The organism is Roseateles sp. P5_E11, from assembly GCF_054049355.1.
The window spans coordinates 1-11,988 of record NZ_JBFUMO010000137.1; the positions used below are offsets into that span (position 1 = coordinate 1).

10 protein-coding genes and 1 pseudogene are annotated in these 11,988 nt (G+C 67.9%); 6 read left to right on the forward strand and 5 right to left on the reverse strand.

Translation table 11 applies throughout. The features are described from left to right. Nucleotides 1-1,047: HAD-IC family P-type ATPase (locus ACXJKR_RS12530; protein ID WP_457323113.1), on the reverse strand; the 1,047-nt coding region annotated here is incomplete at its 3' end. Nucleotides 1,048-1,146: 99 nt separating this feature from the next. Next, nucleotides 1,147-1,407, reverse strand: coding sequence for a heavy-metal-associated domain-containing protein (locus tag ACXJKR_RS12535; RefSeq protein WP_457323114.1), 261 nt, complete (start codon nucleotides 1,405-1,407; stop codon nucleotides 1,147-1,149). 170 nt (nucleotides 1,408-1,577) lie between these two features. Here ACXJKR_RS12535 and ACXJKR_RS12540 point away from each other — a divergent pair, with 170 nt between their 5' ends. The 5 genes from ACXJKR_RS12540 to ACXJKR_RS12560 all read left to right on the forward strand — a co-directional run bounded on the left by ACXJKR_RS12540 (nucleotide 1,578) and on the right by ACXJKR_RS12560 (nucleotide 8,002). Further along, nucleotides 1,578-1,703, forward strand: coding sequence for a hypothetical protein (locus ACXJKR_RS12540; RefSeq protein WP_268795254.1), 126 nt, complete (start codon nucleotides 1,578-1,580; stop codon nucleotides 1,701-1,703). Nucleotides 1,704-1,938: 235 nt separating this feature from the next. Next, nucleotides 1,939-2,214 carry a hypothetical protein gene (locus ACXJKR_RS12545; RefSeq protein ID WP_457323115.1) on the forward strand — a complete coding sequence of 92 codons (276 nt, stop codon included), beginning with the start codon at nucleotides 1,939-1,941 and terminating at the stop codon, nucleotides 2,212-2,214. 91 nt (nucleotides 2,215-2,305) lie between these two features. Then, nucleotides 2,306-3,568: a TolC family protein gene (locus tag ACXJKR_RS12550; RefSeq protein WP_457323116.1), complete on the forward strand. Its 1,263-nt coding sequence runs from the start codon at nucleotides 2,306-2,308 to the stop codon at nucleotides 3,566-3,568. A gap of 4 nt (nucleotides 3,569-3,572) precedes the next feature. Further along, complete coding sequence (locus ACXJKR_RS12555) at nucleotides 3,573-4,865, forward strand: efflux RND transporter periplasmic adaptor subunit (RefSeq protein ID WP_457323117.1); 1,293 nt, start codon at nucleotides 3,573-3,575, stop codon at nucleotides 4,863-4,865. Next, on the forward strand, nucleotides 4,862-8,002 hold the full coding sequence (locus ACXJKR_RS12560) for an efflux RND transporter permease subunit (protein WP_457323118.1): 3,141 nt from the start codon (nucleotides 4,862-4,864) through the stop codon (nucleotides 8,000-8,002). The genes ACXJKR_RS12555 and ACXJKR_RS12560 overlap by 4 nt, the downstream gene beginning before the upstream one ends. Nucleotides 8,003-8,013: 11 nt before the next feature. Here ACXJKR_RS12560 and ACXJKR_RS12565 read toward each other — a convergent pair whose 3' ends face one another. Genes ACXJKR_RS12565 through ACXJKR_RS12575 form a run of 3 tightly spaced genes read right to left on the reverse strand, consistent with a single transcriptional unit; the run spans nucleotide 8,014 to nucleotide 11,545 of the window. Then, nucleotides 8,014-9,339, reverse strand: coding sequence for an NAD(P)/FAD-dependent oxidoreductase (locus ACXJKR_RS12565; RefSeq protein WP_457323119.1), 1,326 nt, complete (start codon nucleotides 9,337-9,339; stop codon nucleotides 8,014-8,016). 20 nt (nucleotides 9,340-9,359) lie between these two features. Further along, nucleotides 9,360-10,079: a cupin domain-containing protein gene (locus tag ACXJKR_RS12570; RefSeq protein WP_457323120.1), complete on the reverse strand. Its 720-nt coding sequence runs from the start codon at nucleotides 10,077-10,079 to the stop codon at nucleotides 9,360-9,362. After that, a complete protein-coding gene (locus tag ACXJKR_RS12575) occupies nucleotides 10,076-11,545 on the reverse strand; it encodes an aldehyde dehydrogenase family protein (protein ID WP_457323121.1) in 1,470 nt (489 codons plus the stop codon). Before ACXJKR_RS12575 ends, ACXJKR_RS12570 begins: the two co-directional genes overlap by 4 nt. 164 nt (nucleotides 11,546-11,709) lie before the next feature. Between ACXJKR_RS12575 and ACXJKR_RS12580 the strand changes: the two are divergent. Further along, a pseudogene (locus tag ACXJKR_RS12580) lies at nucleotides 11,710-11,988 on the forward strand (amidohydrolase); the annotation flags it as partial.

The window sequence follows — 11,988 nt, forward strand, 5'->3', positions numbered from 1 at the left end:
GCCCTGCTCACCGCCGAGCAGGCCCCAGGCGAGGAAGGCCGCTACCGCGATGCCGATCACGACCAGCACGAACCAGCCGGCCACCTGATCGGCCATTCGTTGCATGGGCGCCTTGGAGCGTTGAGCCTGGGCGACCATCTGCACGATCTGAGACAGCATGGTCTGCGATCCCACGCGCTCCGACTGCATCACCAGTGAACCTGAGGTATTGATGGTGGCGCCGATGACCTTGTCGCCGGGGCGTTTGGTCACGGGGACCGGCTCGCCGGTCAGCATGGCCTCGTCGATGGCGCTCGTCCCCTCGATGACGACGCCGTCCACGGGGACCTTCTCGCCGGGGCGGATGCGCAGGCGGTCGCCGACGTGCACATGCGTGAGCGGGACATCTGATTCGCTGCCGTCCGGTTCGATCCGCCTTGCCGTCTTGGGCGCCAACCCGAGCAGTGACTTGATGGCCGCGGAGGTCTGCGACCGCGCCTTGAGTTCCAGCATCTGCCCCAACAGGGTCAGCGAGATGATGACGGCCGCCGCCTCGAAGTAGACGCCAATCCGGCCATGAGCCGCAAAGCTCGGCGGAAACAGTTCAGGCGCGACCGTCGCGACCACGCTGTAGACGAACGCCGCGCCGGTGCCTATACCGATCAACGTCCACATGTTCGGACTGCGATGAACCAGGGACTGCCAGCACCGATCAAAAAAGGGCCCGCCGGCCCACAACACGACCGGCAAAGCCAGGACCAGCTCAAGCCAGCTCTGCTGAGCAGGATTCATGAGGCCGAACCGATGCCCGGCCATCGCCAGAGTCATGACCACCACGCTCAATGGCAGGGTCCACCAGAAACGGCGGGAGAAGTCCCGCAGCTCCGGGTTGTCGTCTTCCGCTGTCGCCTCCGGGATCAGCGGCTCCAGGGTCATGCCGCACTTGGGGCAATTGCCCGGGTGGTCCTGCCGGATCTCGGGATGCATCGGGCAGGTGTAGATCGTGGCGCCACCGGGTTGCGAAGGGCTTGCGGAATGCGTGTCGTGATCATGGTGACGATGGTCCATCGTGTTCTCCAATTCATCCTGCAGAGATGCGCCAGCCGAGGAAGGCGGCCAAGCCGGCCATTGCCAGCCAGCACACCTACACCCGAAGCCGTCTTTGATTCAGCGACTACCGCAGCCGCAGCAACTACTTGTCGTTTTTTCGGTCGTGACGTTGATCGGCGCGACGGGTGTCGGGCTGTATCCCGCGTCCTTGATGGCCTCGGCCAGCTCATCGGCATCGGCGGAGTTGGGCTCGACCAGCACGCGATGCGTTGCCAAGTCGATCTGCACCTTGGCGGCGTGGTCCACGGCCTTCAGTGCCTTGGTGATGGTGCTGACGCAGTGACCGCAGGTCATGTCGTTGACTTCGAAGGCGATCATGGTGTCCTCCTGGGACTGGGTTGATGACAGCTGGACTTTCGAGCCTCCCACAGTGGGAAGGTCAAGCCCAGCAAGCGAAGAATCTCTTCAGAAAGTGACGGATCGCCACGACCTCTTGACCTTGCCAATGTGGGAACCTTGACTGTCATCGCGGTGACCACCAGAGCCTCATGTGTCGGGAGGCGAGGCTCGCCGACCCAGAGCTCCTCGCGCTGTGCGACAAGATCGTCAAGGCACAACGTGCCGAGATCAACCAGATGGAGGCGATCGCCGCACGCCTGCGCGTGGCCACGTAGCGAAAAACGCCCCCTTGACCTGACTCGGAGGCGATATGACGCTTTCCTTTGCGCTGGCGCAAGGTCATGCCCTCGTGCCGCTTCACGGCGCCGCTAGACTCGCGACATGAAAGTGAGGAAGGCCTACCTGCGTTGCATCGCGAGCTTGCTCGCAACGGTCATGGTGTGTCTTCAACTTGCCACCGCGGCCTATGCTTGCCCGGCGCCCGCACCCGCGGGCTCATCGATCGCCGGCATGGCCGGCATGACCGATTGCGAGCAGATGTCCGCGATGGACACCGAACAGCCGCAGCTGTGCAAGGCGCACTGCGACCGCGACAAGCAGACGGTCAGCAACGTGCCTGCACCGGATCTGGCGCCCACGGTCATCCTCGACCCGCTGCTGACCCGCCTGGCCCTCTGGCTGCCGCCCGAAGCGGCCGAGGCACTTCCGGCGGTGATCACCGCCCATACCGGCCCGCCTGACGGCACGCTGCCGGTCTATCTCGCCCTCCAAGTCTTCCGCAATTGAGCCCTGACGCTCGCGCGGCCGCGTTCGCGGCGGTGCGACCACGTCTCGCGATCGTGCTCGATCGCTTCCAGGGTCTTTGTGGAGAGCCTTCATGGCCATCTTTTTACGGGCGGGATTGCAGTCCCGTCCTCTCGTCGCGGCCGCCTTCGTGGTTGCCGTCTTCCTGGCCGCCCCAGCGGCCCATGCCGCACCACTGAACTTCGAGCAGGCGCAACTGCTGGCCGAGCAACGCTCGGCGGCGCTGACGGCGCGACAGGCCACCGCCGACGGCGCGCAACAGGCACGCGCGGCTGCAGGGCAACTGCCCGATCCGAAGCTGGCGGTTGGCGTCGAGAACTTTCCGATCTCGGGGCCGGAGCGGTTCAGCTGGAACCGGGAATCGATGACGATGCGCCGGGTCGGCGTCATGCAGGACGTGCCCAACGCTGCCAAGCGGGCAGCACGGCGCGACGCTGCCGGCGCCAGGGCGGAACGCGAGCGAGCGATGCTGGAGGCCGAACGTCTGGCCGTGAGGCGCGAGGCCGCGCTGGCCTGGCTCAATCTGCACTTCGCCGAGCGCAAGCTCGCCGCCTTTGCCACCCTTGAGCAGCAGAACCGACTCCTGCAGGACACCCTGGCCGCGCGCGTGGCTTCTGGCGCCACAACACCTGCCGACGCGCTGATGGCACGCCAGGAGTTGCTGGACCTGGCCGACCGCAAGGACGAGCTTCAGGCCGGTTTCGAGCAGGCACGCGCCCAGTTGCGTCGGTGGACGGGGGAGCAGGCTGACCTGACCACAGGTTCCGAGGCGCCCCTCTTGCGCCCCGATCTTGCGCGGCTGCTGGGCGGGCTTGATCGGCACGCCGAGCTTCTCGCCTTCAACCCGATGCTGGCCATGGCCCGTGCTGATCTCGATGAGGCCGTGGCCATGCGCCGAGGGGATTGGGGCTGGGAGGTGGCCTACGGCAACCGTGCCCGGTCCTTCGGGGACTTGGTGTCCTTCCAGTTGACGTTCGAGCTGCCGGTCTCCAAGTCCACCCGTCAGGAACCTGTGATCGCCTCGCGCCAGAAGGAGGTAGAACGGCTGCAGGCCGAACGCGAGGACGCATTGCGCCGAATCCGTGCCGACGTCGACGGCCAGGTGGCCGAGCTGCAGCGCCTGGAGCGCGTRCAGCAGCGCCAGCGCAGCGTCGCCTTGCCCCTCGCGCAGGAGCGCGCCCAAGTGACGCTGGCCAGCTACCAGTCGGGTCGTGCCGACCTCGGTGCCGTGCTCGCCGCGCGCAAGAACGCCATCGAGGCGCAGTTGCGCGATCTCGCTCTCCAAGCCCAGGTGCTTGCGCAGCAGGCCCGCCTGGCCTATCTCATTGCGGAGTGACCCCATGACCTCCAACAGCAAGTTGTCTGCCGCGGCCATGGTCCTCGTCGCCCTCGGCGCCGGGCTTGGCTATGGCGTCGCACAGTGGCGCGCCGGGGTATCGCCTGTCGGGCATTCCGCAACCTCGCCAGCCGCCGCCAGCGGCGCGGTGACCGGTGACCGCAAGGTGCTCTATTGGTACGACCCCATGTCGCCGCAGCAGAAATTCGACAAGCCCGGCAAGTCGCCCTTCATGGACATGCAGCTGGTCCCGAAATATGCAGACGACGCACCGACCGGCGGCGTGGCCGTCGATCCCCGTGTGGCCCAGATGCTCGGTGTGCGCACCGCAACTGCAGAAAAGCAGCGCATCGGCACCGCGCTGCAAGTCCCAGCCACCGTCCAGCTCAACGAACGCGATATCTCGATCCTGCAGGCCCGCACGGCAGGCTTCGTCCAGCGAGTCGCCCGCCTGGCACCCGGTGACGTCGTGGCCGCCGGCGCCTTCATTGCCGAACTGCTCGTGCCGGAATGGGCCGGCGCCCAGCAGGAGTTCCTGGCGGTGCGCGGTACCGGCGACGAAGCCCTGGCTAGCGCGGCGCGCCAGCGCCTCGTGCTCATGGGCATGCCAGCTTCCCTCATCCAGCAGGTCGAGCGAACGGGTCAAGTCCAGGCGCTGACGACGGTGCATGCGCCCACCGGAGGCCTGGTGCAGGAGTTGATGGTCCGTCCGGGCATGACGGTGTCCCAAGGTATGAGCCTGGCCCGCATCACCGGGCTGTCCACGGTCTGGATCGAGGCTGCGTTGCCCGAAGCTCAGGCCGGCATGGCGCGGGTGGGCGAACCGGTCGATGTGGTGCTGACGGCTTTCCCGGGCGAGACGCTGCGCGGCAAGATCAGCGCGGTGCTGCCGGAGGCCAGCAGCGAGACGCGCACGCTGCGCGTCAGGGTCGAGTTGCGCAACCCCCAGGGGCGCCTGCGGGCCGGCATGTTTGCAACGATGCGGCTGGGCGGGTCCAGCGAGGAAGCACTGGTCGTCCCCGCCGAGGCGGTCATCCGCACCGGCCAGCGCGTGGTGGTCTACGTCGTCGAGCAGCCCGGGCGCTTCACGCCGGTCCAGGTTCGCCTGGGCCGCGAGCTGGGCGACAAGCTGGAGGTCCTGCAGGGCTTGCAGCCGGGCCAGCAGGTTGTCGCTTCGGGCCAGTTCCTCATCGATTCCGAGGCCAGCATGCAGGGGGTGATGCAGCGGCAGGCGAGCCCCGGTGCGCCTGCCGCCAGCGCCGCGCTGCGCCTTGAACCCAAGGGAGGCGCCCAATGATCGCCGCACTGATCCGCTGGTCGGTCGGCAACCGCTTCCTGGTGCTGCTGGCCACGCTCTTTCTCGCTGTCGCCGGCGTGCTGTCGTTGCGCTCCACGCCCATCGACGCGCTGCCGGACCTGTCGGACGTGCAGGTCATCATCCGCACCAGCTACCCCGGCCAGGCGCCGCAGATCGTCGAGAACCAGGTCACCTACCCGCTGGCGACGACCATGCTGTCGGTGCCGGGCGCCAAGACCGTGCGTGCGTTCTCGTTCTTCGGGGACTCCTTCGTCTACGTGATCTTCGAGGACGGCACGGACCTGTACTGGGCACGCTCACGGGTGCTGGAGTACCTGAACCAAGTCCAGGGCAGATTGCCGACGACGGCCAAGCCTTCGCTTGGGCCCGATGCGACCGGCGTGGGCTGGGTGTTCCAGTACGCGCTGGTGGACCGCAGCGGGCAGCACGATCTGTCGCAGCTGCGCGCGCTGCAGGACTGGTTCCTCAAGTTCGAGCTGAAGGCCGTCGCCAATGTCGCCGAGGTCGCCACCGTCGGCGGCATGGTCAAGCAGTACCAGGTGGTCATGGATCCGGCCAAGCTGGTCGCCTACGGCATCACGCACAACCAGGTGCGCGAGGCGCTGATGAACGGCAACCAGGAGGCCGGTGGCGCGGTGCTGGAACTGGCCGAGGCCGAGTACATGGTGCGCGCCAGCGGCTTCCTCAAGTCACTGGACGACTTCCGCAGCATCGTGCTGGCCAGCCGCAATGGCGTGCCGGTGTTGCTGGGCCAGGTCGCCACCGTCCAGATCGGCCCGGAGATGCGCCGCGGCATCACTGAGCTGGATGGCGAAGGCGAGGCGGTGGGCGGCGTGGTGATCCTGCGCACCGGCAAGAACGCCCAGGCCACCATTGCCGCGGTCAAAGACAAGCTCAAGCAGCTACAGGCCAGCCTGCCCAAAGGCGTCGAGATCGTCACGACCTATGACCGCAGCTCGCTGATCCAGCGCGCCATCGACAACCTGTCGATGAAGCTGGTCGAGGAATTCATCGTGGTCGCGATCGTCTGTGCGGTGTTCCTGTGGCACTTGCGCTCCGCGCTGGTAGCCATCATCTCGCTGCCGCTGGGCGTCATGGCGGCCTTCCTGGTCATGCAATACCAGGGGCTGAACGCCAACATCATGTCGCTGGGCGGCATCGCCATTGCCGTCGGCGCCATGGTGGATGCGGCCGTCGTCATGATCGAGAACGCGCACAAGAAGCTGGAGGCTTGGCAGCACGCGCACCCGGATGAAGAGTTGAAGGGTGAGGCCCGCTGGGCGGTCATCACCGACGCTGCCGTCGAGGTGGGGCCTGCGCTGTTCTTCTCGCTGCTGATCATCACGCTGTCCTTTGTGCCGGTCTTCACGTTGCAGGCGCAGGAGGGTCGGCTGTTCGGGCCGCTGGCCTACACGAAGACCTATGCCATGGCGGCTGCCGCGGGCCTGTCGGTCACGCTGATCCCGGTGCTGATGGGCTACTGGATTCGCGGACGCATCCCGGACGAGCGGCGCAATCCGATCACGCGGGGGCTGATCGCGATGTATCGGCCGGCGCTGGAAGTCGTGCTGCGCTGGCCCAAAGCCACGATCGTGGTGGGCGTGGCGGCGTTCGCGACAACCTTATGGCCTCTGATGCGCCTGGGGGGTGAGTTCCTGCCGCCCCTGGACGAGGGCGACCTGTTGTACATGCCATCGGCGCTCCCTGGCCTGTCGGCCCAAAAGGCCGCCGAGCTGCTGCAGATCACCGACCGCATGATCAGGACGGTGCCTGAGGTGCAACGGGTGTTCGGCAAGGCCGGGCGGGCCGAGACCGCCACCGACCCGGCGCCATTGGAGATGTTCGAGACCACCGTCCAGCTCAAGCCGCGCGACCAGTGGCGCCCGGGCATGACGCCGGAGAAGCTGGTGGAGGAACTAGACCGCACGGTGAAGGTGCCTGGCCTGAGCAACATTTGGATCCCACCGATCCGCAACCGCATCGACATGTTGGCCACTGGCATCAAGAGCCCCATCGGCGTGAAGGTCTCCGCCACGGATCTGACCGCCATTGATCGTGTCGCTGCCCAGATCGAGGCGGTGGCGAAGAATGTGCCCGGTGTCAGCTCGGCGTTGGCCGAGCGACTGACTGGCGGCCGCTACGTCGACGTGCAGATCGACCGGGCGGCAGCGGCGCGGTTTGGCATGAACGTGAGCGACGTGCAGGCGGTGGTGTCAGGCGCCATCGGAGGCGAGAACGTCGGCGAGACCGTCGAAGGACTGGCCCGTTTCCCGATCAACCTGCGCTATCCGCGCGAACTGCGCGACACGCCGCAGAAGCTGCGCAACCTGACGGTGCTCACACCCGGCGGCCAGCAGGTGACGCTGGGCAGCTTGGCCACCGTCGCGCTTGTCGACGGCCCGCCCATGCTCAAGAGCGAGAACGCCCGGCCATCCGGCTGGGTCTACGTCGACGTGCGCGGCCGTGACCTGGCGTCGGTCGCTGGTGACTTGCGGCGCGCGGTGGCCCAGCAGGTGCGCCTGGAACCGGGCATGAGCCTGGCGTACTCCGGGCAGTTCGAGTACATGGAGCGCGCCAATGAGCGGCTGAAGCTCGTCGTGCCGGCGACGCTGCTCATCATCTTCGTGCTGCTGTACCTGACGTTCCGGCGTGCCGAGGAGGCTGCGCTGATCATGGCCACGCTGCCGCTCGCGTTGACCGGCGGGGTCTGGTTTCTCTACCTGCTGGACTACAACCTGTCCGTGGCCACTGGCGTGGGTTTCATCGCGCTGGCGGGCGTGTCGGCGGAGTTCGGGGTGGTGATGCTGCTGTACCTCAAGCACGCGCTCGAAGACCGGGTGCGCGCCGGCATGCCCATGACGCGGGACGTGGTGCTCGACGCCGTCCGCGAGGGCGCCGTGCTGCGGGTGCGGCCCAAGGCAATGACGGTGGCCGTGATCCTCGCCGGCCTGCTGCCCATCGTCTGCGGCTCGGGCACCGGCTCCGAGGTCATGAGCCGGATTGCCGCGCCCATGCTTGGCGGCATGTTGACGGCGCCGCTGCTGTCCCTTTTCGTCGTGCCTGCGGCTTTCACATTGATGCGGGGAAGGCCGCAGCCAGCTGCATGCCTGCAGTGACACGCTTGGCACTAGAAATCAGCCACCTTGCCCCAGGACGACTCGTTGAACCGTGCGGGGTTGAAAGGCGCGGGATCGAAGATCGGCCGGGCCCCTGTGACCAGGTCGGCGATCAGGTGGCCTGCGCCGGGGCCGATGCCGAACCCGTGGCCGGAAAAGCCCGCGGCCAGAATGAAGCCGGGCATCTGCGGCAGTTCCCCGATACCCGGCACGCCGTCGGGCGTGCTGTCGATGTAGCCCGCCCAGGTGCTGGCGATGCGGGCGTCGCGCAGCGCCGGCAACAAGTCGATGGCACGGCGGTGGGTTTCGCGAACCCCGGCAGGGTCGGGCTTCGGGTTGAGGATCCGCGCGCGTTCCATGGGTGTGGGCGCGTCCAGCTTCCAGCGTGCGCGGGTCTCGTGGCCCCAGCGCATGCCTTCCCAGCCGCCGGGAAACACGTTGCGCCAGCGCTTGGCGAACATCGGGATGAACTGTGGCGCGAAGCGCATCAACTGCGGCGTGGGGTCGACGCGCCCACGCCCGCTGATGGCCAGGACGTAGTGGCCGTCGGGCCGACGGGTGACGGCGACGCGCGGGCCCGCCAGGGCGTCCGGCAGGCGCTGTTCCACCGGTGCCAGGCGCACGATGGATTGGCGCACCGTGGCGACCGGAAACTGCACACCAAGCTGGTTGCAGAACGACGACGCCCACGCACCGCCCGCGAGAACCGCGGTGCGGGTCTTGATGGTCCCGGCTTCCGTCACGACGCCGCTGACGCGGCCGCCTTCCAGCTCGATGCCGCGAGCGGCGCAGTTCTGGTGGACGGTGCCGCCGAGTTTCATGAGCGCGGCTGCCACGGCAGGTGCCGCCTTGGCCGGGTCGGCCGTACCGTCGCTCGGCGAGAAGACGCCGCCCTTCCACGCGCGGCCGGTCGCCTGGCCCCGCTCCGACGCCTCGCGGCTACTGAGCATGTGGGTGGTCACGCCAGCCGTCTTCGCCAGCTCTCGCCAGCTGGCCCAGCCGGAAATCTGCGCTTCGTCGTCGCTCAGGTAGAGCAGGCCGCAGCGCTTGAAGCCCGTGTCCTCGCCGGTGTCGGCGRCAAACTGATCCCAGAGTTCGAGGCTCTTGGTGGCCATCGGCAGTTCGCGGGCGTCCCGGTTCTGCTGGCGGCACCAGCCCCAGTTGCGGCTCGACTGCTCGGCGCCGATGAGACCCTTCTCGACCACGGCGACCGACAGGCCGCGCCGGGCCAGGTAGTAGGCGGTGAAGACACCGATGATGCCGCCGCCGATCACGACAACGTCGGCGCTGGCCGGCGGCTTGGGCGAGGTCTCGATGAGGTGCAATGGCTGGGACATATTGGATCTTGACAGTCGTTTCAGGCCGGGACGGTTTGCACCACGTAGAACTTCGCGACGTGGTCGTGGCTCTCCCAGCCGATGGGCGCGCCCTGCGGCACGAAAAGCGCATCGCCAGCGCCCGCCGACAGCACGCTGCCGTCGGGGCTGGCGAATCGCACGTTGCCGGCCAGCAGATGCATGAATTCGTTGAGGGGATGCGGACGGACGACGCGGTGGTAGGGCGTCGAGTCCCAGGTGCCGGCGCGGTACTGCGTCTGCTCCTCAGTGAAGACGTTGTCGCTGCGGCAGGCCGGGCTCGGGCCCAGCAGCGTTTGCGCCGGTGGCGGATTGGAGGGCTTCAGGTCGGCCTCGGCGTGCAAGGGCGTGATGCCGGGCGCCGATGGGCCATCACTTGCGGCCGCGCAGCACACGAAGCGCACGCCAACCCCGGCCTGGATGCRCACCGCAGTCCCCCGTGCAATGACGGCGCCCGCCTCGGGACCGAGCACCAGCGGCGCCGCGCCAGCCGCTGTCAGCGTCAGCTGGCCCGCCACGACGACGAGGGTCTCGGTATGAGGAAAGCTGGCCACGTCGATATCGCCAGTGAAGTTGACCCGGCCGGCGATCATCGCGCCGGGTCCTTCCCAGGCGATCTCGCGACATGATGCGAACGGGTCGTCCTTGCCGAAGGCCGCCTTGCAGAAAGTGGTTGAGATGGGGGCACCGTGGGCGCGGTGCAGCAGCAGGGCTGCGGTCATGTTGGCTCCTCGTTCATGTAGCCAAGAATGGCTTTGGTTTCCAGGTATTCCTGCAGGCCTTCGACGCCGTACTCGCGGCCGTTGCCCGACCGCTTGTAGCCGCCGAAGGGGGCGTGTGGGTTCCAGGCCGGGTGGTTGATGTGCACCTGTCCGGAACGGATCCGGGCAGCGACGGCGCGCGCGGCGCCGAGATCCTGGCTCTGCACATGGGCACCCAGGCCGTAGACCGTGTCGTTGGCGATCTCCACGGCTTCGTCCACGCTGTCGTAGGGAATGATGGCCAGCACCGGCCCGAAGATCTCCTCCTGCGCGATGCGCATACGGGGCTGCACGCTGGAGAAGATGGTCGGGCGGACGTAGAAGCCGCGCTCCAGGTCGGGCGGCCGGCCGGGGCCGCCGCAGACGAGCCGGGCGCCTTCTGAGATGCCGGCCTCGATCATTTCCTGCACGCGGTTGAACTGGGCGCGATTGGCGACCGGACCGTGCGTCGTCTGCGGCAAGCGCGGGTCACCCACGACGAGCGCCTCTGCCGCTTCATTCGCGAGTCGCTCGACTTCCGCCAGCCGCTCGCGCGGCACGATCATGCGGGTCGGGGCGCTGCAGGACTGGCCGACGTTGCGGAAGGCCGCGGCCACGCCCAGAGGTATGGCGCGCGGGAGGTCCGCGTCGGGCAGAACGATGTTGGGCGACTTGCCGCCCAGTTCCTGCGCGACCCGCTTGACCGTCGGCGCGGCCGCCTGGGCCACCAGCACGCCGGCGCGGGTCGAGCCGGTGATGGAGATCATGTCCACATCCGGGTGCGACGCCAGCGCTGCGCCAACCTCCGGCCCCTCGCCGTTGACGAGGTTGAACACGCCGGCAGGGACGCCGGCATCGCGCATCACCTCGGCGAAGAGCAGCGCGCTCAAGGGCGACAGCTCGCTGGGCTTCAGCACGACCGTGCACCCCGCCGCCAGCGCGGGGCCGACCTTGGCGGTGATCTGGTAAAGCGGCCAGTTCCAGGGCGTGATCAGCCCGCACACGCCGATGGGTTCGCGCAGGATGGACACACCCTCGCGATGGGTCAGGAAGGGATAGCTGCGTGCCAGGTCACGCGCCACGCGGATGTGCTCTGCGGCAATGGGCACCTGCGTGCTGCGCGCGACGCTGATGGCGGCGCCCATTTCCAACGAGATGGCCTGCGCGAACCACTCCGCGCGCTCTAGGATCAAGGCGTGCATGCGGTCGAGCAACGCGGCCCGGGTTTCGACCGCACTGACGGACCAGGTGGTGAACGCCCGCCGGGCTGCGGCCACCGCGGCGTCCACGTCCTGCGCATTGCCCAGCGCGATCTCCGCGACGGCCTGCTCCGTCGACGGGTTGGTGACGGCGCTGCGGGCCGCACCCGCCGGAGTGCACCACTCACCGCCGATGAAGACGCGATCCAGGTGGCCGGCGTTCGTGAGGCGCTCGATGACGGGGTTCATTCAGTGTGTCCTTTGAGGCCTGGCAAGGCGAACGAAAGTAGACATGAAGCGCCGCTTGAGGGCGTGCCGGATGTGCGCCGGACTTCGCAAGAATCTGTCGTGCCGGCCCCGCAGAACAGCGAGCGCTGCTGTGGATGGCCGCTGCACCGGATCTAAGCTCGGCCATGCTTGAAGAACAGATCCCCGCCACTGCGATCGACGACCTGATGCCCGACCTGGTCGCCCTGCGCCGCGACCTGCATGCCCACCCGGAGCTGGCCTTCCAGGAGCGGCGCACCGCCGGCATCGTCGCGGCGGCGTTGCGCCTGCTCGGGCTCGAAGTGCACGAAGGCCTGGGTGGCACCGGTGTCGTCGGCACGCTGCGCCACGGCACGAGCGGCCGCTCGGTCGGGCTGCGTGCCGACATGGACGCACTGCCGATGGCCGAACAGTCGCGCCTGGGC